A 22,178-nucleotide genomic window follows, 5' to 3' on the forward strand; every position below is an offset into this window, starting at 1 on the left:
AGAGACCATGACCACTGCCACCGCTGACGTCGAGTCGATCGACGACGGCACCCTGGTCCGGCGCGAGCCACCGCCGAACCGCAGGAACCTGCTGGGCAACCTGGTGCGGTACCGATGGTTGTTCCTGCTGCTGCTTCCCGGGGTGCTCTACTTCGCGCTGTTCCGGTTCTGGCCGATGTACGGGGCCCAGATCGCCTTCCGGAACTACATCCCCTTCCTCGGGATCGAGGGCAGCGAGTGGGTCGGCTGGGAGCACTTCGAGAGCTTCTTCAGCAATCCGGACTTCCCGCGGATCCTGGGCAACACCCTGATCCTGGCGGCGCTCGGTCTGTTCATCGCGTTCCCGTTGACGATCGTGCTGGCCCTGCTCCTCAACGAGGTGCGCCTGCAGATCCTCAAGCGCACCGTGCAGACCCTGGTCTACATCCCGCACTTCCTGTCCTGGACGGTGGTGGTCTCCCTGACCGGGCTGCTGTTCGCCGTCGGCAACGGCCCGCTCTGGACCTTCATCAACGACGCGCTCGGCAGCAACACCAACTTCCTCGCGGACCCTGACTGGTTCCGCCCGCTGATCCTGCTGCAGTCGGTCTGGAAGAACACCGGATGGGGCACGATCATCTTCCTGGCCGCGCTGGCCGGCGTCGACCAGGAGCAGTACGAGGCCGCGATCATCGACGGCGCAGGCCGCTGGCAGCGCGTCTGGCACGTGACGTTGCCGGCCATCCGCTCCACGATCGTGGTGCTGCTGATCCTGCAGACCGGGAACGTGCTGGACACCGGCTTCGAGCAGATCTACCTGATGTCCAACGCGCTGAACCGCAGCGTCGCTGATGTGTTCGACACCTATGTGTACTTCACCGGCATCCAGCAGGGTGCCTACTCCTACTCGACGGCGGTCGGGCTGGCCAAGGCGATCGTGGGTCTCATCCTCATCTTCGGGACCAACGCTCTTGCGAAGCGACTCAAGCAGCCGGGGATCTTCTGATGGACAGGCGTACCTACCAGCGGTTCAACACGCGCGCGGGCCGTGTCTTCGACGGCGTCAACGCGGTGGTCCTCATCGCCATCGGCGTGGTCGCGCTGCTGCCGTTCCTCTACGTGCTCGCGGGCTCGTTCGCCACGGAGCTCGAGATCACCACGCGGCCGTTCTTCCTGTGGCCCAGCGAGATCACCACGGCCTCGTACGAGTCGATCCTGTCGTCACGGGTCTTCGTGCGGGCGTTCGTCACCACGGTGATCGTCACCGGCGTCGGTACCGTGATCCAGCTCGCGCTGACCGCGCTGATGGCTTACCCGCTCTCGAAGATCGACCTGCCCGGCCGACGCACGATGATGAGTCTGATCGTGTTCTGCATGGTGTTCTCGGCAGGCATGATCCCGACGTTCCTCATCGTGAAGGAGCTCGGCCTGCTCAACAGCTACTGGGCGCTGATCCTGCCGATGGCGATCAACCCCTTCAGCCTGATCATCATCAAGAACTTCTTCCAGGAGCTGCCCAAGGAGCTGGAGGAGTCCGCACGCATCGACGGCGCCAACGAGCTCCGCATCCTGCGCAGCATCGTGGCGCCGCTGAGCAAGCCGGTGCTGGCCACCTTCGGGTTGTTCTACGCGGTGGGGCTGTGGAACGACTACATGTCGCCGCTGCTGTACCTGGGGGATCAGGACAAGTGGACCCTGCAGATGATCCTGCGCCAGGTGACCGCCTCCGCGACCCTCACGGCCGACGACATGAACAGCGACGTGCCGCCACCCGCGCAGGGCATCAAGTTCGCCGTCGTCATGGTGGCGACCATCCCGGTGCTGCTGGCCTACCCGTTCCTGCAGAAGCACTTCGCCAAGGGCATGCTGATCGGCAGCGTGAAGGGGTGAGCGGCAGCGACACATCCATCACTATCCACCTGGCTGGTGACTCCACGGTGGCACCGGGTCCGCTCGACGACTCCGGCGTCGCGGGCTGGGGTGCGGCCCTTCACCTGTTCGTCGAGGAGCCGGTCCACAACGAGGCGATCGGCGGTGCCACCACGGCGTCGTTCCGGGCCGAGGGCCGCTGGCGCGACGTGCTGGACCAGACGCGGCCAGGCGACGTCGTCGTCATCCAGTTCGGTCACAACGATCAGAAGGACCCGGACGCACTGGCCGCGACCGGCGGCTACTCGGACAACCTGCGCGCCTTCGTGCATGAGGTGCGCGCGGTGGGCGGCATGCCTGTGCTCGGCACGAGCGTGGAACGTCGCCTCTTCACCGACGACGGCGACCTGCGCCTCTCGCACGGGCCGTACCCGGCCGCTGTGCGTGCCCTGGGCGCCGAGCTGAACGTCCCGGTGATCGAGCTGCTGGGCTTCACGCGTTGGCTGTACGCCTGGATGGGTCAGCAGGACAGCTGGCGGCTGTTCGGCCACACGAACCCGGACGGCGGGGCGCAGGACAACACCCACTTCGGTGCGTTCGGTGCCAAGACCGTCGCAGCCTTCGTGGCGCAGCAGCTGCGCGTGATCCGCGGCCTCGACAACCACAGCGAGCCGCTCGGTTCCTGGTTCGTGCGCCCATGACCTACACGAACGCACTCGCCTCCGCCGCGGACCTCGACGGGTGGGTGGCCGAAGGACCGCTGGGCGTCGAGCAGCTCGACGGCGGCGTGCGGCTGTTCAGCACCGCCGACGAGGCTGCGCTGGTCGCTGCGGATCGCGGTGACCACGCGCACGTCACGTACTGGTGCCCCGAGGTCTTCGGACCCGACATCGAGGTCTCCTGGGACTTCCGGCCGCTCGCCGGCGCGGGCCTCGCGATGCTGTTCTTCGCCGCCACCGGCACCGAGGGCCGCGACCTCTTCGACCCCGCGCTCGCGCCCCGCACCGGCTTCTACCCGCAATACCACTCGGGCGACGTGCGCACCCTTCACGTGTCCTACTACCGCCGCAAGTGGCCCGCCGAGCGCCGGTTCCACACCTGCAACCTGCGCAAGAGCCCGGGCTTCCACCTGGTGGCGCAGGGCGCCGACCCGTTGCCGCCGCTCGAGGACGTCGACAGTCACTACCGGGTGCGCGTCACCAAGCACGGGCCCGAGGTGGCCTTCGCGATCGACGACCTGGAGCTGTTCCGCTGGACCGACGACGGCACGACTGGGCCGCCGCTCGGCGGCGGCCGCATCGGCTTCCGCCAGATGGCCCCGCTCTCCGCCCACTACCGCAACCTCGAGGTGAAGCCCCTCTCATGACGAACACGCCCACGATCGACATCCCGCTCCGATGGATCGACGACGTCCCACCGGCCGCCCTGCCCGCGGGCGCCACCCTGGGTGCCCCGCTTCCTCGGGGAGCGGTGACCGAGCTGGGGTCCCTTGGTGTGGTCGCCGCCGACGGGGCGCCTGTCGCCGCGCAGCTCTGGCCGCTCGCCACCTGGCCCGACGGCAGCGTGAAGTGGACCGGGATCGCGCTGGCCGCCGGCGACGACCCTGCCGCCGGGTACCGGCTTGTGCGGGCGGAGCAGCCGAGCGTGGCGCAGCCGGTGAGCGTCGAGGAGACCAGCGACGCCGTCGTGCTCACGGTGGGCGAGATGCGCGTCACGATCCCCAGGGCAGGAGATGCCCTGGTGAGCGAGATCGCGATCGGAGGCACCGCCGTCGGGCGCAACGGCCGGCTGGTCTCGAGCGTGCAGCGCACCCCGGAACCCGATCACGGCGGGCGGGATCACGGCACGGGCGAGGTCGAGTGCGTCACCGTCGAGCAGTCCGGACCGGTGCGCGCGGTGGTGCGGATCCAGGGGCGGCACCGGACCGATGCGGGCAAGCGATGGCTGCCCTTCACGGTGCGACTGGTGGCGGTGGCCGGCTCCACGCACCTGCGGCTAGTGCACTCCTTCATCTGGGACGGCGACGCCGAGAAGGACTTCCTCTCCTCGATCGGAGTCCGGTTCGACGTGCCGCTGCGCGCGGAGCCGCACGACCGGCACGTCCGGATCGCGGGCGCCGACGGCGGGCTGCTGCGGGAGGCGGTGCGGGGGCTGACCGGGCTGCGCCGGGACCCGGGGCAGGCGGTCCGGGACGCGCAGATGAACGGTGACGCCACGCCGTCGCCAGAGACCTGGGACCAGGACGTCGCGAGGCTCAGCAGATGGATCCCCACGTGGGACTCCTGGAGCCTGCGGCAGCACTCCGCGAACGGCTTCACCGTGCGCAAGCGGACCAGGCCGGGGCACGCGTGGGTGGGTGTCGCCGAGGGCACACGCTCCGACGGCGTGGGCTACCTCGGGGACCCGGGCGGCGGGCTCGCGCTAGGGCTCACCGGATTCTGGCAGTCGCACCCCACCGGGATCGACGTCGCCGGTGGGACCGGCGAGGCCGGTTCGATCACGATGTGGCTGTGGTCGCCCGACGCCGAGCCGATGGACCTGCGCTTCTATCACGACGGCCTGGGGCAGGAGACGTACGCCGACCAGCTCGACGCGCTCGACATCACCTACGAGGACTACGAGCCGGGCTTCGGCGATGCCCACGGGATCGCCCGCACGCACGAGCTCGAGGTGATCGCCTACCCGGGCACGCCGTCGGTGCAGCAGCTCGCCGCGGATGTCGCGCACGTGGTGGAGCCGCCGCGCCTGGCCGTCACGCCTGAAGCGCTGCACGCCGCGCGGGTGCTGGGGGACTGGGACCTCCCGGACTCCTCGACGCCCGCACGGGCACAGCTGGAGCAGCGGCTGAGCGCGCTGCTCGACTTCTACGTGGGTCAGGTCGACCAGCGCTCCTGGTATGGGTTCTGGAACTACGGCGACCTCATGCATGCCTACGACGCCGACCGGCACGTGTGGCGGTACGACGTCGGCGGGTACGCCTGGGACAACTCCGAGCTCTCCCCGGACCTGTGGCTGTGGACGGCGTTCCTGCGGACCGGGCGGGCGGACGTGTTCCGGCTCGCTGAGCGGCTCACCCGGCACACGGGCGATGTGGACGTCTACCACGCGGGCCAGTGGCAGGGCCTGGGCACGCGACACAACGTGCAGCACTGGGGGTGCAGCGCCAAGCAGCTGCGGATCAGCTCACCCGCCTACCGCCGTCACCACTACTTCCTCACCGCCGACGAGCACTCCCGCGACCTCATGCTGGAGCTGCGGGACTCGGACCAGACCTTCCTGGGGCTGGACCCGGTGCGGAAGGTGCGCCCGGACGCGGCGACCTACCGGCCGCAACGGAACGCGCTCGGGGTCGGGCTGGGTACCGACTGGAGCGCGCTCGCATCGACCTGGCTGGCGGACTGGGAGATCACCGGCAACGAGCGCTCGCGCGACCGGCTGCTGGGGACGATGAGCGACATCGGCGCCATGCCGCGCGGGTTCTTCACCGGTGAGGGTCTCTACGACCTCGACACCGGCCGGTTCGACGTCGGTCGGAGGAGGGTGAGTGCCTCGCACCTGTCGATCATGTTCGGTCTGGTGGAGATCTGCAGCGAGCTGGTCGACCTGGTGGACGAGGAGGCGGCCCCGGGGTTCCGGGATGCCTGGCTGCAGTACTGCCGGCTGTACCTGGGGACCGCGGAGGAGCAGGTCGCCGAGCTCGGCACCGAGCACGACGGCTCACCGTTCGAGCAGGCCCACTCGCGGATCCTGGCGTACGCGGCGAACCGGCTCGGCCGCGACGACCTCGCCGACCGCGCCTGGGAGGCATTCTTCGCGGGCGGGGAGCGGATGCGCGGCGACTTCACCTCGGTGCGGCGGGAGCCGCCGGAGGTGATGTCGCCGGTCGACGACGCCCCCACGCTCTGGACCAACGACGCCGCGCAGGGCAGCCTCGCGACCATGCAGTGCCTCGCACTGATCGGGCACCGGCTGCCTGAGGGCATGGACTGAGGTAGGTCGGGACGGGCTCTCCGGCGCCGAGTTCGCTGCAGACCGTCGAGTTCGTCGGGTGCACCGAGCGAACTCGACGTTCTGCGACGAACTCGGCGGGCGGGGGGCTCGGCCGCTCGCCTCGACCGGTGCGGGCGGCCCGCTTAGCTCTCGTCGCCGGGCAGCGCTGCCGGGACCGGGATGTCGCACAGCGCCGATAGCCTGCCGAGGTGGCAGTCCACATCCACCGCGCGCACCGGACCGACCGTCTCGCCGACGAGCTCGGCCGGCTGCTGGCGACCCCGATGGCGGATCCGTTCGCGGAGGAGGTCGTGGTGGTCCCCGCGCGTGGCGTCGAGCGGTGGCTCACGCAGCGGCTCTCGCACCGGCTCGGTGCAGCGGCGGACCGAACCGATGGTGTCTGCGCGGGTGTGCGTCTCGTCTCGCCCCGGTCGCTGGTCGCCCAGCTGACGGGGACCGAGCGCACCGATCCGTGGGACCCGGACCGGCTCGCGTGGCCGTTGCTCGCCACGATCGACGAGGTGGTCACCGAGCCATGGGCTGCCACGCTCGCCACGCACCTCGGTGCTGCAGAGGCTGACGACGGCGGCCCGGCCCGGGCCGGGCAGCGTCAGGACAGGCGCTACTCGGTCGCGCGACGACTCGCGGGCCTGCTCTCCGGCTACGCGGTGCAGCGGCCCGCGATCCTCGCGGCCTGGCGCGCCGGCGACGACTCCGACGGTCATGGCCACCGCCTCGATGCCGACCTTGCCTGGCAGGCGGAGCTGTATCGCCGCCTCGAGCAGCGGTTGGCGGTGCCGCCACCCGATGTGCGGCACGCCGAGGTCCTCGCGCGGATCCGTGCCGGCGAGGAGCTCGCGCTCCCGGACCGACTCTCGCTGTTCGGTCACACGAGGCTGCCCGTGACCGAGGTCGAGCTGCTGGCGGCGGTGGGGGAGCAGCGTGAGGTGCACCTGTGGCTGCCGCAGGCCTCCGCCGTGGCGTGGGAGAAGCTGCGGCCCGTGGTGGCCGATGGTCCCGTGCTGCGCGCTCGTGACGAGACGGCGCTGAAGGTGCACCACCCGCTCCTCGCGAGCCTGGGGCGGGACGCGCGCGAGCTGCAGCGCACGCTCTCCACGCTCGAGCCCGCGGGTGATGTCTCGGTCGACAGTGTCTCCGACGACGCACCGGAGACCCTGCTCGGCTGGCTCCAGCACGATCTGCGTGCCGATGTCGAGCCGGATGCCGCCACCCGTGCCGGTCGCGTGCTCGCCGCCACCGACGACTCGGTCCAGGTCCACGCCTGTCACGGTCCGGCCCGCCAGGTCGAGGTGCTCCGCGAGGTACTGGTCGGGATGCTCGCCGACGACCCCACGCTCGAGCCGCGCGACATCCTCGTGATGTGTCCCGACATCGAGTCCTTCGCCTCGCTGTTCGAGGCGGGCTTCGGGCTGGCCGAGGTCGTGCGCGGCGGGCACCCTGCTCACGAGCTGCGCGTGCGGCTCGCCGACCGCGGTCTCGCCCGCACCAACCCGCTGCTCGATCTCGCGGCCCGGGTCGTCGAGGTCGCGGGCGGGCGTGCGGCGGTGAGCGAGATCCTCGACCTCGCGAGCACCGAGGTGGTGCGCCGCCGGTTCGGGTTCAGCGACGACGATCTCGAGCAGATCGGTCAGTGGGTCGTCGAGTCCGGGGTGCGCTGGGGTCTGGCGGCCGACCTTCGCCAGCCGTTCGGGCTGGCCGCCCTGCCGCACAACACCTGGAAGCTCGGTCTCGACCGGCTGCTGGTCGGCGTCGGCATGGCCGAGCAGGGGCAGCGCCGATTCGGCAGCACGCTGCCTCTCGACGACGTCGGCAGCGCCGCGATCGATCTCGCCGGCCGGCTCGCCGAGCTGATCGATCGGCTGGAGAGCACGGTCCGGGCGCTCGGCGCGGCACGGCGCGCCTCCGAGTGGGTCGCCGCGCTCGGCGACGCGATCGACGGGCTCGGCGCGGTCGGTAGCGATGACGCCTGGCAGCGTGCCCAGGCGGACCGCGAGCTGGCCACCATCCGCGACGCCGCCGGCGGCCAGGACGTGCCGCTGCGGCTCGCGGATGTCCGCACATTGCTCGAGCAACGGCTCTCGGGGCGGGCCACCCGGGCCAACTTCCGCACCGGTGCGCTCACGGTCTCCACGATGGTGCCGATGCGGTCGGTCCCGCACCGTGTGATCGCGCTGGTCGGCCTCGACGACGGCGCGTACCCGCGCCTGGCGAGCACCGATGGCGACGACGCGCTCGCGCGCATGCCGCGTACCGGCGAGCGCGATGTCCGTGGCGAGGACCGCCAGCTCCTGCTCGACGCCCTGCTCGCCGCCACCGAGCACCTGGTGCTCACCTACACCGGCGCCGACGAGGTCAAGGGCGGCGAGCGCCCGCCGGCCGTGCCGATCGGCGAGGTGCTCGACGCGCTCGACGTCACCAGCGCCGGTCCGGTTCGTGACCAGGTCGTGGTGTGTCACCCGTTGCAGCCGTTCGACCCGCGCAACTTCACGGCCGGTGCGCTCAGCCGCCGCGAGCCGCCGCGCCCCTTCGCCTTCGACGCCGCCGCGCTCGAGGGAGCGAGGGCGGCCTCGGGGCCACGGCGGCGGGTGCCGCCGTTCCTGGTCGAACCGCTCGCCCCCGTGGCCGATGACGACGGCGGAGCGGGTGTGCTGCTCGCCGATCTCCAGTACTTCTTCTCCCACCCGGTGCGGGCGTTCGTGCGGCGCCGCCTGGACATCGCGCTGCCGTGGGAGAACGAGGAGCCCTCCGACTCGATCCCTGTCGAGCTCGACAGCCTGCAGGCCTGGGCGATCGGCGACCGGGTCCTCTCGCGCATGCTCGCGGGCGAGGATCTCGACGCCCTCGAGACGGCCGAGCGCGCCCGTGGCGAGATCCCCCCGCTGCAGCTCGGGCAGCCGGTGCTCGACAAGGTGCACGCCGCCGTGACCGCCCTCGAGGCGGCGAGCGCGGAGGCCAGGACGCAGCCGGCGGAGACGGTCGACGTGACGATCGACGTCGACGGGGTGCATGTGACCGGGCAGGTCCCCGACGTGCGCGGGCACCGGATCGTCCGCGTCACCTACAGCAGCCTCGGCGCGAGGCAGCGGCTGGCGGCGTGGGTGGACCTGCTGGCGCTCACGGTGGCGCAGCCGGAGGTCGCCTGGACCGCCGAGGTCTACGGCGGGCGGTCGCCGCGGCGCTCGCTGCTCGGCCCGGTCGACCCGGAGAACGCCCGAGCCTTCCTCGGCGAGCTGCTCGACATCTACGCACGCGGCCAGCGGGAGCCGTTGCCGCTGCCGCTCAAGACCTCGGCGGTGTGGGCGGAGACGCCCGGCACCGACAGCAACCGCGCGTACGTGGCCTACGAGGCGTGGCACGGCGGCAGGTTCGAGGGCGAGCAGGCCAACCAGTACTACGAGTACGTGTGGGGCCCGGAGCTGCCGCTACGGCCGGACCCCGAGCTGCCGGTCGAGCAGCAGCGCGGTCTGCTGGCCGAGCCGGCGCGCAGCGAGGAGCTCTGGAGTCCTACCCAGAGCACGAGGTTCGGCCAGTACGCGGTGCGGCTCTGGAAGCCACTGCTCGAGCACGAGCAGCGGGGGAGGGCATGAACGTGACAGAACCGCAGGCGTTCGACGCCTTCGGCGAGCTTCCGGCGGAGCGCTCCACGACGATGCTGGAGGCGAGCGCCGGCACCGGGAAGACCTGGACCATCGCGGCGCTCGTGGCCCGCATGGTCGCCGAGGGCGTGGCGCCGTTGGAGCAGATGCTGGTCGTCACGTTCGGGCGCGCCGCCTCCCAGGAGCTGCGGGAGCGCGTGCGGGAACGGCTGGTCGCCGTGGAGCGGGCGTTCGCGGCGACGGCGCGTGGCGAGGAGCCCACGACCCCCCCAGACGACGGTGGGTTGACGAGCCATCTGCTCGACGTCGATCCCGAGGAGCGTGGCTTGCGCCGCCGCCGGCTGCGGGAGGCGCTGGGAAGGTTCGACGCCGCCACGATCGTCACGACGCACCAGTTCTGCCAGCTGGTCCTCAAGGGGCTGGGTGTCGCAGGTGACACCGATGTGGGCGCCACGCTCGTCGAGGATCTCGACGACCTGCTGGGCGAGGTCGTCGACGACCTCTACCTGCGCGGCTTCAAGGACGACACCAACCCCGTGTTCACGCGTGAGCTGGCGATGAAGATCGCCAAGGCCGCCGTGGCCGACCCCTCGGCACGGCTCGAGCCGCAGGCAGCCGGACCCGGCTCGCCCGCAGCGCGTCGGCTGGGGTTCGCGCAGGCGGTGCGCGACGAGCTCGAGATCCGCAAGCGCCGGCTCGGGCTGCTGTCCTACGACGACCTGCTGAGCCAGCTCGCCCAGGCGCTCGAGCACGCCGACTCGCCCGCGCGGACACGGATGCGGCAACGGTGGTCCGTGGTGCTGGTCGACGAGTTCCAGGACACCGACCCGGTGCAGTGGCAGGTGCTCGACCGCGCCTTCAGCGGCCACGCGCGCATGGTGCTGATCGGGGACCCGAAGCAGGCCATCTACGCCTTCCGTGGCGGTGACGTCGTCACGTACCTGCAGGCCCGTGCCGGCGCCGACGCCATCGCGACCCTCGACAAGAACTACCGGTCCGACGCGCCGCTGCTGACACGCATGCAGGCGCTGCTGCAGGGCGCGGAGCTCGGCGACCGGCGGATCGTCGTGCGCGAGGTCGCGGCGGCTCACGAGCAGGGCCGGCTCATCGGGGCACCGCACTCGGCACCGTTCCGGCTCCGGCTCGTGGACCGGGCCCTGTTCGCCGGCGACTCGCCGAGGATCGGCCCGCTGCGGCAGCACGTCGCACGAGATCTCGCGGCCGATGTCCGTGAGCTCCTCACCGCGGGCGCGCGGCTCGCCGACCGTGACCTCCGGGCCAGCGATGTCGCGGTCCTGTGCCAGAGCCATCGACAGGCCGGGTACGTCGCCGATGCCCTGGCTGAGGCCGGTATCCCCACGGTGCTGTCCTCCGGCGGCAGCGTGTTCGGCACCGAGGGCGCCCGCCAGTGGCTGACGCTGCTGGAGGCGATCGAGCGGCCGCAGATCACCGGGCGCGTGCGGGCGGCTGGGCTCACGGCTTTCTTCGGTCACACCGCCGAGGATCTCGGCGCCGACTTCGCCGATCGGATCACGGGTGAGATCGCCGAGATGCTGCGCGAGTGGAGCGACCTCATTCGCGACAGGGGCATCGCCGCGGTCCTCGAGGCGGCAGCCGGCCGGGGGCTGATCGGGCGTGTGCTCGCAACGGTCGGCGGCGAGCGGCTGCTCACCGACCTGCGGCACGTGGCCGAGGTGCTGCATCAGCACGCCCACCAGCACGACCTCGGTGTCATCGCGCTGAGCAGCTGGCTGCGCGAGCAGATGCGCGACGGCGCCCGCGGCGCCGCAGCGGCGGAGCGACCACGCCGGCTCGACAGCGATGCGGCAGCGGTGCAGGTGCTGACGATCCACGGCAGCAAGGGCCTGGAGTTCGGCGTCGTCTACCTGCCGTTCCTGGCCGACAACTTCATCATGGACCCGGACTTCCCGTTGTTCCACGACGAGCACGGCAACCGGTGCCTCGACGTGGGCGGCGCGCCGTTCGCGGGCGAGCACCTGCGCGCTGCGGGCGCCGAGGACCTCGGTGAGGACCTGCGGCTGCTCTACGTGGCGCTGACGCGCGCGAAGTCCCAGGTGGTCGCCTGGTGGCTGCCGAGCAACCGGAACACCCCGCAGTCTGCTCTGCACCGGCTCGTGTTCGGCCGGGCACCGAACGCCGCGGCCGTTCCCGAGAGCGTGCCCGTGCTCGACCACGCCACCACCGAGGAGTACGCCCGGCGCTGGGAGAAGGTCGGCGCGTTCAGCGTCGAGACCGCCGAACCTGCGCAGCTCGCGGACACCGTGGGCGAGCCTGTGCGGCGCGAGCTCAGCGCCCGGCGGTGGGACCGACGCATCGACACCGTGTGGCGGCGCACCTCCTACTCGGCGCTCAGCGCGGCCGCCGAGGCCGAGCTGGCCACCCGGGTCACGGCGGCGGATGGCCCGATGGTGGACAGCGAGCCGGAGTACACCACCCGCCAGGACGAGCCCACGGTCGAGCCGAGGAGCCACGCCGAGCTCGAGAACGACCTGGTCTCGCCGATGGCCGCGTTGCCGGCCGGGGCCACCTTCGGCTCGCTCGTGCACGAGGTGCTCGAGCTCGCCGACCCTGCTGCCCCCGAGCACGGCGGCGATCTACGGGAGGAGATGCTCGCCAGGATCGCCGAGGCGCGGGTGCGGTGGCCGGTGGCCGAGCTCGCCGACCCGGCCAAGACCGAGGCGCTCGCGGATGCGCTGGTCGCCGTCTGCGACACCCCGCTCGGGCCGCTCGCCGGCACGACGCTGCGCGAGATCGGGCTGACCAACAGGCTCGCCGAGCTCGACTTCGAGCTACCGCTGCACGGTGGCGACGCCGGCCCCGCCGAGGGCGGCAGCGGTGCTGACTCCACGCTGGCCGACCTCGGTCCGCTGCTGCGGCGGCACCTGCAGCCCGGCGACCCGCTGCTCCCGTACGCGGACATCGTGTCCGACCCGGCGTACGCCGCGCAACGGCTGCGCGGCTACCTCACCGGGTCGGTGGACGTGATGCTGCGGGTCGGCGAGCGCTACCTCGTGGTCGACTACAAGACGAACTGGCTCGGGTCCTTCGACGAGGAGCTGCGGGCGAGCGCGTACGCCCCGGTGCGGCTCGCGGAGGCCATGACCCACTCCTCCTACCCGCTGCAGGCGCTCCTGTACGCCGTGGTGCTGCACCGGTTCCTGCGGTGGCGGCTGCCCGGCTACCAGCCCGAGCGCCACCTCGGCGGGGTGCTCTACCTCTACGTGCGGGGGATGTGCGGGCCCGAGACCCCTGTCGTCGACGGACACCCGTGCGGCGTCTTCTCCTGGCAGCCGCCGGCCGCGCTGGTCACCGAGATCTCGGATCTTCTCGACGGCGTGGGGGTGACGGTGTGAGCGAGGTGGAAGCCGGTGGAGCCACGGTCGAGATCGACCCGTTCGGGCGCGAGCGGGCGCGGTCGGCGACCGGGCTGCTCGCCGAGCTCAACCACCCGGACGGCCTGAGCGCCGCGGATGTGCACGTCGCGCGCCGGCTCGCCGCGCTCGGCGGCTGCGAGGACGAACGTGTGCTGGTGGCCGCCGCGCTGGCGGTGCGGGCCGTGCGGCAGGGGTCGGTGTGCCTCGATCTCGGCGGCAGCCGGGTGCGGGAGCTGCTCGACCAGGAGTGGGAGGTCGAGGAGTGGCGCGCCGCGCTGCTGTCCTCGACGCTGGTGCGGGAACCCGGGAACGACGCGGTGACACCGCTCGTGCTCGACGCGAACCGGCTCTACCTCGACCGGTACTGGGCAGAGGAGGGCCAGGTCGTGCGCGACCTGCGCGAGCGTGGTGCCACAGCGCCCTCCAGTGCCGACGGGCTCGACGAGATCCTGCACCGGTACTTCCCGGCGAGCATCGACGGCCCGGCGAGCGCCAGCGGCGGCGACACGTTCGCCGAGCAGCGTGCCGCGGCGGAGGCTGCGTGCCGAGGCTGGACCACAGTGATCACGGGAGGTCCAGGCACGGGCAAGACGACCACGATCGCCGGTCTGCTGGGCGTGCTGATCGAGAGCGACCCCTCGCTGCGGATCGCGCTCGCGGCGCCCACGGGTCGCGCGGCCGCCCGGATGGGTGAGGCCGTCACCGAGACGACGGGGCAGCGCTGGTTCCCCGCCGGTCCTGTCACCGACCGGGTGATGGCGGTCGCGGAGTCGGCGCGCACCCTGCACCGGTTGCTCGGCGCCGTGCCCGGTCGGCCGTTCCGGCACAACCGCTCGAACCGGTTGCCGTACGACGTGGTCGTGGTCGACGAGACCTCGATGGTCTCGCTCACGATGATGGCCAGACTGCTCGACGCCATGCGGCCGCACGCCCGGCTGGTGCTGGTGGGCGACGCCGATCAGCTCGCGTCGGTGGATGCCGGCGCCGTGCTCGGTGATCTCGTGACCGGCCTCGACATGGGCGAGGAGTCGGCACAGGTGCGCAGGCTGCTGCACAGCCACCGGTTCGGTGGCCGCATCGGCGGCCTCGCAGCCGCGATCCGCGACGGCGATGCCGACCGGGCCGTCGAGCTGCTCACCACCTCGTCCGCCGCAGATGACGAGGATGCGGGCGTCGTCGAGCTCGTCACGATCGACGACGTCGAAGAGATGCTGATCGACCATGCGGTCGCGCTGCAGGAGGCGGCGTCAGGAGACGCCGGCGCCGCTGCCGTCATCAGGGTGCTCGACCAGCACCGGCTGCTGTGCGCCCACCGTGAGGGGCCGTTCGGCGAGGGCTACTGGAACCGCAGGATCGAGCGCGCGCTGGGGGCGCGGCAGCGGCACAGCCTGGGCACCTGGTACGTGGGTCGGCCGGTCATCGTCACGGAGAACGACTACGGGTTGGGGCTGTACAACGGCGACCTGGCCGTGGTGCTGCCGGTCGATGACCCCGAGCGGTCCCGCCTCGTGGCCGCTGTGGCATCGGGTGGGGCGGATCCCAAGCTCATCCCGGTGGGCCGGCTGCCCGAGGTGCGTTCGGCGCACGCCATGACGGTGCACCGCAGCCAGGGCAGCCAGGTCGACGAGGTGACGGTCCTGCTGCCTGAAGATGGTTCGCGGCTGCTGACGCGCCAGCTCCTCTACACCGCGGTCACGCGCGCGAAGAGCCGGGTGCGGGTGGTGACGGGCAACGATCGCGAGCGGGCAGCAGCGGCGGTACGGGCCGCCGTCGGGGAGACGGCGCCACGAGCGTCGGGTCTCGCGGAGCGGCTCACGCGATGAGGTCCGCCGCGGTCAGTTGCCCGCGGCGTGGAACTGCTCGATGACATCCTTCGGGACGCGCTTGCCGCTCGGGAGGTCGATCCCGTTCGAGCGGGCCCACTGACGCACAGCGCGGGGGTCGGCCTTGGTGCTGGCGTAGAACGGGGTGGGTGCGCCGTCGCCGGCCACCTTGCGGGCGACCGCCATGTAGCGGGCGAGATCGCGGACGAGCTCGTGGTGGTGCGCTGTGCTCAGGTCGATCTCGAAGTACTCGCCGTCGAGCTCGAGCTCGACCGTGCGGTCTGCGGCGGTCCCGTCGACGTCGTCGACGAGCAGCGTCACCGTCTTGGTGGCCATGCGGTCCTCTCGGATCGTCCGTTGGTGCTGCGCCGATGATATGGCGCCGCCCGGCTACGGCCGGCCGGAACGGGTGGTCAGCTCTGTCCATCGAGCAGGACGTGACCCGGAGCCGGAGGGGAACAGGTGTGTAGCCTGCGGGCGTGAGCATGGAGGCGGGGGCGATCACGGCGCGGACCGTGGTGACCGTGCTGCTCGCCACGTGGCCGCGGCGGCTGCTCCTCGGAGGGCTGCTGCTGATCCCCGTGATCGTGGGTGCCCTGGGCGGGTTCGGCAGCACCGAGCCGCGATCCTTCGAGGCGAGTGCCGGCGAGGACATCGACCTGGGGCCCCTGACGATGCGCCCGCTCGCGTTCTTCGTCTCGGACGAGACGCGCCGCTCCGGGCTGGACTACGTGGACGGCGCGCAGGCATGGCTCGGGATCGTCGTGGAGGTCGAGAACACGACCGAGAGCCCCATCTCGCTCACGTTCGCCGGCCCCGCGAGCGACGCGATCGAGCCGCAGCTGCCCCAGGGTGTGCTGCTCAGCACGTTGAGCGTGGCGGCCGAGGCGGTCCGGGTGGCCGACGGCACCTCGGGAACCGCAGCGCTGCCCGGCGTGCGCACCCAGGTGGCGCTGCTGTGGCCGGTCTCCGACGCGGCGGCGGTGCCGGAGGTGCTGGACGCCGTCATGACCGAGTCGCTCTGGATGTTCGGCCCGATGTCCAACGAGGAACGGTGGATGTCGCTGGGCGACACGTGGCACGTGGCGCTGCCGCGGACCGAGCTGCCAGCGACGATGTTCGAGCCCGAGGACGATCTCTGATGCGCCGCCGCTGGGTCATCATCGCGCTGGCCGTGCTCGCCGTGGTCGTCGGGATCACCAGCAACCTCGCCGACGCGCGGCTGCTGCCCTACGGCCCGGTCGCAGCCACCGGCGCCATGGGTGAGGACGTGTCGGCGTTCCCGTACACGGTGCACGTCAACCATGCGCAGGCCGCGGCGAGCATCGTGGAGGCGGGCCGGTTCGAGCCCCCGCCGCCCACCACGACCGACGGCGTCTGGGTGGTGGTCAACCTGTCCTACGCGACCGAGGACGAGGTCCGGATTCCGGGCAGCTCCGCCCTCGTGCTGCGCGCCGAGGACGGCCGCCAGTTCCCGGTCTCCAACCGCAGCCCGGCGAGGCCGTGGCTGGCCGGTGCCGACATCTGGGTGCGCGGAGACCTGGCGTTCGAGGTGGCGCCGGACACGCTGGACGGCCTGATGCTCGTCTTCGACCCCGAGCTGAAGATCTACGGGCCGATGCCGATGCAGTACGCGCAGATCCCCCTCGACCTCGACCCGGACGACGTGGTCGAGGTGCTCGACCTCACCGAGACCGAGACCCTCCCGGTGGGTAAGCGATGACCGAGCCGGCCGCGCGGGACCCACGCCCCGAGGCCGAGATCGCCACCCCGCCGCGGGGTGTCCGTGCTCCTGAGCCGCCGGCCCAGGTCTGGGGCTCGCAACCGCGGCCGGACCAGCCTCGGCGCACGGTGCTCCCCCTCGCTCGCGTGCTCTGGGCCGTGGCGCTCGTGATCGGGCTGCTCGGCACGGCGTGGATCTCCACCGACTACTTCCGCACGTACTGGCTGCAGTCACAGCCGCGCGAGCCCGCGGCGGTCGACGCGAACGGCGCGGCCACGTTGGCGGGCATCACGATCTCTCTCGTCGAGGCGAGGGACCTGGGCGACTCGCCATCGTTGGGGGGCAGCGAGTGGCGTCCGCCCGCCGGGTTCCACGCCTGGCGGGTGGTGCTGCGTACCGAGTCGACCAACGACGACGTGAGTGCGTGCGAGGTCGCGCTCGTCGACGACCGAGGGCGGGAGTTCCTCGCGAACCACTTCGTGGAGAGCTTCGCCGACGGGTACGAGTGGAGCTACACCTGCCGCAGACTGAGCCCCGAGGACGACATCGGGCCCGAGCAAGCCCTGCTGGTTCTCGTGCCCGCCGACGCGGAGCCGCGCTCGGTGAGGATCACGGAGGCAACGCTGGACCCGGGCTACATCGAGCTCGAGATCGGCTGATCCGGCAGGCGTAGCTGCGAGGCTGCGCCGAACCGCGCGAGCAGCGCGTCGGTGAACGCGGCGAGCAGCGGAGCGGTCACGCACAGCACGAGGATGTGCGCGAACGCCTGGGCCGGGCCGTAGGTGGCGAGCCAGTCGATGTAGGAGAAGCGCGGGAAGAGATTCCGCAGCAGGTCCCAGACGGCGAACGGCAGCCACGTGGTCAGCAGCGCGTAGACCACGCAGAACACCAGCACCGGCACGAACCGGGACCGCAGGATCATCGCGACGCCGCCGAGCAGCGCCCCGAAGTGCCCCTCGGTGTCGGCGATCCTGTGCCAGGCGGCCGTGACGAGCGCAGGGTTGACCTTCTGCGTCACCCGAGCGAGCCGGTTCTGCCGCTGCATCGCGGCGACGACCTCGTCGTCGGAGATGCCCTCGGCTGCCGAGAGACCGTAGATCACCACCCCGATCGTCAACCACGCGAGCGGCGTGACCAGACCGGTCACCACGCCGTCGAGCATCGTCCCGGCCACGGTGACGCCCCACTCGCCGACAGCGCCGAAGGCCGGGAAGGAGACGTCCACCGACTCCCACCAGTCGGCGAGCGAGCGGCCGATGCGACGCCGCTGCCACCAGTCGTGCAGGCCCTTGAGGGCCGTGTTGATGACGACCACACCGATGACGATCCAGACGATCTCGGCGTAGCCGACGAGCGCGCGCAGCACCGCACGAAGCCCCCGCCTGCCCGCACCGCCCTGCCACAGCGAGTCCTTGCCGGCGGCCCGGGCACCGACCGCGCGGAGCAAGAATGCGACGACCACGACGGCGATCACCATTGGCGCGCTGCCGTCCGGGACGAGGTTGTCGTACGCCGCCTGATCGAGCGAACCGCTGGCGAAGTGCTCCTCCTGCACCTGGGTGAAGCCCCCGAGGAGGAACTCCGAGAGGTCGTCGGAGAACTGACCCCGGTTCTCGTAGACGACCAGGAACGGGACCAGGACGCTGCCGATCGCGGCGATCACCGCTCCCGCACCACCCCGCGCCCCCTGCCGCTTGCGCAGCACCAGCAGCATCGCCACGATCGCGAGCAGCGGCACCAACGGCACGAACGAGAACACCAGCAGCCCGGGCAGCGCACCGCCCCGGTATGCGAGCACCGCGAGCCGCATCACCAGGTCGTGCGCCACGTACGAGCACGCGGCGATCGCGAGCAGGCGCCACCAGTGCGCTGCGAGCAGCCGCCAGCTCGTGCGCAGCAGTCCGAGTCCCAGCAGCTGTGACCAGCTCTCCTGCTGCGCCTGCGCCTCGACGGTCTGGGTCATCGGTGGTCACTGTAGGGGAGCGAGGACCACCTCAGGGAAGTGCGCGCTCCAGCCAGCCGAACAGCAGCGTCTCGTAGCGCTCGCGAACCGGCTTGCTCGACAGGGTGAGGTCGTGGCGTCCGCCGGGGACGCGCAGCACCCGCACCCGCGGACCGAGCAGCGGGGCACGCCTCCACATCTGGGTCACGTCGAGCACCACGTCGGTGCTCGCGAGCTCCTGCTCGGTCGGCTTCTTGCGGTGCCCGCTGCGCCCCGAGGTGGCCACCAGCACGGGCACCACGATGGCGAGCCCCTTCGCGACCCGGGCATGGCCGCGCCGGATCGCACGCGCCCAGCCGGCGAGTGCCGGGAAGCCCGCGTGGGGCTTCCACGCGAGGTCGAAGTCCCACTCACCACCCGAACCGGAGTGCAGGGACCGCCCGTAGGGCTCAGCCACGGAGGAGACCTGTTGCCGGGGGTGGGTGACGCCGATCCGATCGACGACTCTCGTGGTGATCACCCGGTCGAACCAGGAGGCGTTGAGGTCGAGCCACGGGCTGTTCAGCACGAGCGCATCGACCGCGCCGGGATGGTCGTGCGCATACAGCACGCCGATCAGCCCGCCGGTCGAGTGCCCGTTCAGCACCACGGTCTCGTGCCCCTGCGCGCGCACGAACGCCAGTGCGGCGTCGAGCTCGAGGTCGTAGTCCCGCAGGTCGGTGATCCAGTTCGGGGTGCGGCCGGGCCGGATCGAGCGACCGTAGTCGCGCAGGTCGAGCGCGTACACGTCGTAGCCGTGATCGATCCAGCGCTGGGCGTGCTGCTCCTGGAAGAAGTAGTCCACGAAGCCGTGCAGGTAGACCATCGCCCGCGGGCGGGTGCCGGCATCGGTCCGGTGCACGAGGGTGGCCACACCGGGTCCGCTGTCGTCGGTCACCTCGAGCGTGCGGGCCATCCAGTCGCCGCCGAGGACATCGGGCTGCGGTTCGCTCCACGTCATCGACCCATCCTCGCCCATCGTGTCGGATGGGGAGCTGTGACCTGTGCTCGCAGGTGCGGCTCTGCTTAGGTGGTGGCCGTCAAGGAAGAGGAGACCCATGTCGATGCCGCCGACAGACTCTGGTTCGTACCCACCCGCCGCCGGGCCGTACGGCGGCCAGCCGCACGCACAGCCAGGTGACGTGGGCTACGCACAGCCGGCGCAGCCGTCGAACCGACGAACGGTCGGCTGGATCGGGGTGGCGGCGCTGTACGCGCTCGTGATCTGGCAGCTCCTGGTCCCGACGGTGAGGACCCTGACCGAGAGCACCAGGAGCGGCAGCCCGTTCAGCGGCGGCTCCGACCCGGCCGGCTTGCAGAACTGGGCAAGCATCATGCCGGAGCTGGTACCGGCCCTCGGGTTCAGCATCCTCACGGTGCTGCCTGTCACCGTGGCCGCAGCGGCGCTCGGCCTTGTCATCGGCGCCGCGATGACGACGCCGCACCGGCTCTCGCTCGTGGTCCGCGTCGTGGTCGGGGTGCTGGCGGCCCTGTTCGCGCCGCTGGGAATCGGGCTGTCCCGGTTCTTCGCCGGCGACGGGATCGGCTCTCCCGAGCAGGCGCGGACGTTCGTCGTCGTCGCGATCACGCTCGCGGCACTGCCGCTGCTGACCGCCGGGTTCGCCACGGCGTTCGCACTGGTGCTGAGGGTCCGTGAGCCCGGGCGCGGCGTGGCCGCGGTCCTGATCCTCGGGGTCACGGGGGCGCTGGCACTGGGTGCGCAGCTGTTCGACGTCCCCTACACCTTCACCGGCCCGCAGCAGGCCACCCAGACCCCGATGGCGCTGATGTATCGGTTGGCATACATGATGGCCGACTTCGGCAGAGGTGCTGCCGTCGCCGGCGCGCTGCTGCTCCTGGCCGGTGCGTTGGGCGTCATCGCGGTGGTCGCGGTGCTGCTCCTGCGGATGCGGCTGGGCGTCGAGGGCGAGGTCGCCGCGACCCGGGCGCCATCCGCTGGCCTCGGTGTCGCTGGGGCGGTCGTCGCCGTCCTGGTGCTGCTCGGTTGCCTGGTGGTCTTCCTTCCGGTGCTGACCGGCGGACTCAGCACCGCCCCGGACGGGCAGGTCACCCCGGTCCGGGTCATGCTCGCCACGTGGGGCCCGGTGGCGATCGCGACCGTGCTGCAGGTCTCCGTGGCCGTCGCCGCCGGCGCAGCGATCGGCTGGTGCCAGCCGGCAGGGCGACACAGCATGTGGCTGCTGCTCCCGCTCGCGCCCTGGTTGTTCGTCGGGCCGGGTCCGCTGACGCTGGCGCGGTTCCTGCACCAGCGTGACATGGGCACGCTCAACACCTGGACCGGCCTGATCCCCGGGCCGACGATCGTGGTCGGCGCTGTCATCGTGATGGCGATGCTCTTCGCGGGTATGCGCGAGCGCTCGCGCGCGGACGGCCGAGTGCTCGGCGCAGCGGCGGCAGGTCTGGGCGCGGTGCTGCTGGTGACGCAGGCGCAGTCGCTGCTGCCCGCCTTGATCGTCAGCAACGATCCCGACCTCGCCACCGCACCGATGACGCTCGTGCGCATGGCCGGCTCGCTGGGGTTCCACAACGAGGAGCACGCCTGGTTGCTCGGCCTGCTCTACCCGCTCCCGATGCTGCTGGTGGTGGCTGCGCTGGGTGTCCTGGGCCAGCTAGGGCTGCGGCGGGCGGCGCTGCAGCCGCCGCACCCGCAGCAGCCGTCCGTGCACGGGTACGCCTAGGCGCGCAGCCGCGGCGCGAGGTCGCGCTCGAAGAGCTCCATGGCGCGGCGCTGGTCGTGGCCGGGGAAGTGGAACACGAGGTGGTTCAGGCCCCAGTCGATGTACTGGCGGACCTGAGCGGCGACCTCGTCAGCGTCCGAGCCCACGATCCAGCGCGAGGCGATCTGCTCGATCGGCAACGCATCGGCTGCGCGCTCCATCTCGACCGGGTCGGTGATGTCGTGCTTCTGCTCCTTCGACAGCGCCAGCGGCGCCCAGAAGCGGGTGTTCTCCAGCGCGAGATCGCCGTCGGTGTCGTAGGACAGCTTGATCTCGATCATGCGGTCGATGGTCTCGACGTCCCGGTCGGCCTTCTCCGCGCCCTCCGCCAGGGAGGGGATCAGCTTCTCGGTGTAGAGCTCGGCGCCCTTGCCGGAGGTGCAGATGAAGCCGTCGCCGCGGCGGCCGGCGTACCGCGCGACCATCGGGCCACCGGCGGCGATGTACACAGGGACGCCGCCCTCGGGGCGGTCGTAGATCGAGGCGTCCTGGGTGCGGTAGTACTCGCCCTCGAAGGTGACCCGGTCCTGCGTCCAGAGCGCCCGCATCAGCTCGACCGACTCCCGCAGCCGGGCGAACCGCTCCTTGAACTCCGGCCAGTCGCCGGTCCAGCCGGAGGCGATCTCGTTCAGCGCCTCGCCCGAGCCGACACCCAGGAAGATGCGCCCCGGGTAGAGCACGCCCATCGTGGCGAACGCCTGCGCGAGGACGGCAGGGTTGTAGCGGAACGTGGGCGTCATCACCGAGGTACCCAGCTGGATCGTGCTGGTGCGTTCACCCACGGCGGCCAGCCACGACAGCGAGAACGGTGCGTGACCGCCCTCGTGGCGCCACGGCTGGAAGTGGTCGGAGACCGTCGCTGACTCGAAGCCGCGCTGCTCCGCGATCACGGCGAGCTCGACCAGCTCCCGCGGGTCGAACTGCTCAGCCGATGCCTTGTAACCGAGACGAAGAGGAAGCGTCATGGGTCGATCCTCGCACCTCCCCGACCCGGAGGCGACATGACCCCTTACCCCCGGCGACCGCCGTCGGGCACGGGGTAAGGGGTCCTCAGGCACAACGG

At 71.5% G+C, this 22,178-nt stretch carries 16 protein-coding genes; 12 read left to right on the top strand and 4 right to left on the bottom strand.

Annotation, left to right across the window (positions count from 1 at the left end):
- The first annotated feature begins 7 nt into the window (after positions 1-7).
- The 8 genes from GPA03_RS07635 to recD all read left to right on the top strand — a co-directional run bounded on the left by GPA03_RS07635 (position 8) and on the right by recD (position 14,673).
- A complete protein-coding gene (locus GPA03_RS07635) occupies positions 8-985 on the top strand; it encodes an ABC transporter permease (protein WP_156251423.1) in 978 nt (325 codons plus the stop codon).
- Complete coding sequence (locus tag GPA03_RS07640; RefSeq protein WP_156251424.1) at positions 985-1,869, top strand: carbohydrate ABC transporter permease; 885 nt, start codon at positions 985-987, stop codon at positions 1,867-1,869. Before GPA03_RS07635 ends, GPA03_RS07640 begins: the two co-directional genes overlap by 1 nt.
- Positions 1,866-2,549, top strand: coding sequence for a rhamnogalacturonan acetylesterase (locus GPA03_RS07645; protein ID WP_241681154.1), 684 nt, complete (start codon positions 1,866-1,868; stop codon positions 2,547-2,549). Before GPA03_RS07640 ends, GPA03_RS07645 begins: the two co-directional genes overlap by 4 nt.
- A complete protein-coding gene (locus tag GPA03_RS07650) occupies positions 2,546-3,214 on the top strand; it encodes a DUF1961 family protein (protein WP_156251425.1) in 669 nt (222 codons plus the stop codon). The genes GPA03_RS07645 and GPA03_RS07650 overlap by 4 nt, the downstream gene beginning before the upstream one ends.
- A complete protein-coding gene (locus GPA03_RS07655; protein ID WP_156251426.1) occupies positions 3,211-5,838 on the top strand; it encodes an exo-rhamnogalacturonan lyase family protein in 2,628 nt (875 codons plus the stop codon). Before GPA03_RS07650 ends, GPA03_RS07655 begins: the two co-directional genes overlap by 4 nt.
- A gap of 209 nt (positions 5,839-6,047) precedes the next feature.
- Entirely contained in the window at positions 6,048-9,446 is a 3,399-nt protein-coding gene (gene recC, locus GPA03_RS07660; protein WP_156251427.1) for an exodeoxyribonuclease V subunit gamma, read from the top strand.
- The gene (locus GPA03_RS07665; protein ID WP_156251428.1) at positions 9,443-12,829 is read left to right on the top strand and encodes a UvrD-helicase domain-containing protein; all 3,387 of its coding nucleotides are present in this window, start codon (positions 9,443-9,445) and stop codon (positions 12,827-12,829) included. Before recC ends, GPA03_RS07665 begins: the two co-directional genes overlap by 4 nt.
- Entirely contained in the window at positions 12,826-14,673 is a 1,848-nt protein-coding gene (recD, locus tag GPA03_RS07670; RefSeq protein WP_170296880.1) for an exodeoxyribonuclease V subunit alpha, read from the top strand. The genes GPA03_RS07665 and recD overlap by 4 nt, the downstream gene beginning before the upstream one ends.
- Positions 14,674-14,685: 12 nt before the next feature.
- Here recD and GPA03_RS07675 read toward each other — a convergent pair whose 3' ends face one another.
- Positions 14,686-15,009 (bottom strand): histone-like nucleoid-structuring protein Lsr2, encoded by a 324-nt coding sequence (locus tag GPA03_RS07675; protein ID WP_156251430.1) that lies wholly within the window; start codon positions 15,007-15,009, stop codon positions 14,686-14,688.
- Between the two features lie 143 nt (positions 15,010-15,152).
- Here GPA03_RS07675 and GPA03_RS07680 point away from each other — a divergent pair, with 143 nt between their 5' ends.
- From GPA03_RS07680 to GPA03_RS07690, 3 genes are read left to right on the top strand one after another with little or no spacing between them, the layout of a single operon-like run.
- Positions 15,153-15,815, top strand: a complete 663-nt coding sequence (locus GPA03_RS07680) for a hypothetical protein (protein WP_156251431.1) — start codon at positions 15,153-15,155, stop codon at positions 15,813-15,815.
- Entirely contained in the window at positions 15,815-16,396 is a 582-nt protein-coding gene (locus tag GPA03_RS07685; RefSeq protein WP_156251432.1) for a hypothetical protein, read from the top strand. Before GPA03_RS07680 ends, GPA03_RS07685 begins: the two co-directional genes overlap by 1 nt.
- The gene (locus tag GPA03_RS07690; protein WP_156251433.1) at positions 16,393-17,055 is read left to right on the top strand and encodes a hypothetical protein; all 663 of its coding nucleotides are present in this window, start codon (positions 16,393-16,395) and stop codon (positions 17,053-17,055) included. Before GPA03_RS07685 ends, GPA03_RS07690 begins: the two co-directional genes overlap by 4 nt.
- Here the strand turns inward: GPA03_RS07690 and GPA03_RS07695 are convergent.
- Together GPA03_RS07695 and GPA03_RS07700 are read right to left on the bottom strand one after the other, a co-directional pair.
- Positions 17,031-18,359 (bottom strand): hypothetical protein, encoded by a 1,329-nt coding sequence (locus tag GPA03_RS07695; RefSeq protein WP_156251434.1) that lies wholly within the window; start codon positions 18,357-18,359, stop codon positions 17,031-17,033. The genes GPA03_RS07690 and GPA03_RS07695 overlap by 25 nt on opposite strands.
- Before the next feature lie 31 nt (positions 18,360-18,390).
- The gene (locus GPA03_RS07700) at positions 18,391-19,338 is read right to left on the bottom strand and encodes an alpha/beta hydrolase (protein ID WP_156251435.1); all 948 of its coding nucleotides are present in this window, start codon (positions 19,336-19,338) and stop codon (positions 18,391-18,393) included.
- 181 nt (positions 19,339-19,519) lie between these two features.
- Between GPA03_RS07700 and GPA03_RS07705 the strand changes: the two genes are divergently transcribed.
- Positions 19,520-21,076: a sugar ABC transporter permease gene (locus tag GPA03_RS07705; RefSeq protein WP_156251436.1), complete on the top strand. Its 1,557-nt coding sequence runs from the start codon at positions 19,520-19,522 to the stop codon at positions 21,074-21,076.
- Here GPA03_RS07705 and fgd read toward each other — a convergent pair.
- The gene (gene fgd, locus GPA03_RS07710; RefSeq protein ID WP_156251437.1) at positions 21,073-22,080 is read right to left on the bottom strand and encodes a glucose-6-phosphate dehydrogenase (coenzyme-F420); all 1,008 of its coding nucleotides are present in this window, start codon (positions 22,078-22,080) and stop codon (positions 21,073-21,075) included. The genes GPA03_RS07705 and fgd overlap by 4 nt on opposite strands.
- Positions 22,081-22,178 lie beyond the last annotated feature (98 nt).

Origin of the sequence: Pseudactinotalea terrae (assembly GCF_009733845.1) — a bacterium.
Lineage (GTDB): Bacteria > Actinomycetota > Actinomycetes > Actinomycetales > Beutenbergiaceae > Pseudactinotalea > Pseudactinotalea terrae.

Bases quoted from the DNA above. Each gene is read 5' to 3' on its own strand.
- GPA03_RS07635 (WP_156251423.1), top strand. From the start codon at position 8: ATGACCACTGCCACCGCTGACGTCGAGTCGATCGACGACGGCACCCTG.
- GPA03_RS07640 (WP_156251424.1), top strand. From the start codon at position 985: ATGGACAGGCGTACCTACCAGCGGTTCAACACGCGCGCGGGCCGTGTC.
- GPA03_RS07650 (WP_156251425.1), top strand. From the start codon at position 2,546: ATGACCTACACGAACGCACTCGCCTCCGCCGCGGACCTCGACGGGTGG.
- GPA03_RS07655 (WP_156251426.1), top strand. From the start codon at position 3,211: ATGACGAACACGCCCACGATCGACATCCCGCTCCGATGGATCGACGAC.
- GPA03_RS07665 (WP_156251428.1), top strand. From the start codon at position 9,443: ATGAACGTGACAGAACCGCAGGCGTTCGACGCCTTCGGCGAGCTTCCG.
- GPA03_RS07675 (WP_156251430.1), bottom strand. From the start codon at position 15,009: ATGGCCACCAAGACGGTGACGCTGCTCGTCGACGACGTCGACGGGACC.
- GPA03_RS07685 (WP_156251432.1), top strand. From the start codon at position 15,815: ATGCGCCGCCGCTGGGTCATCATCGCGCTGGCCGTGCTCGCCGTGGTC.
- GPA03_RS07690 (WP_156251433.1), top strand. From the start codon at position 16,393: ATGACCGAGCCGGCCGCGCGGGACCCACGCCCCGAGGCCGAGATCGCC.
- GPA03_RS07695 (WP_156251434.1), bottom strand. From the start codon at position 18,359: ATGACCCAGACCGTCGAGGCGCAGGCGCAGCAGGAGAGCTGGTCACAG.
- GPA03_RS07700 (WP_156251435.1), bottom strand. From the start codon at position 19,338: ATGACGTGGAGCGAACCGCAGCCCGATGTCCTCGGCGGCGACTGGATG.
- fgd (WP_156251437.1), bottom strand. From the start codon at position 22,080: ATGACGCTTCCTCTTCGTCTCGGTTACAAGGCATCGGCTGAGCAGTTC.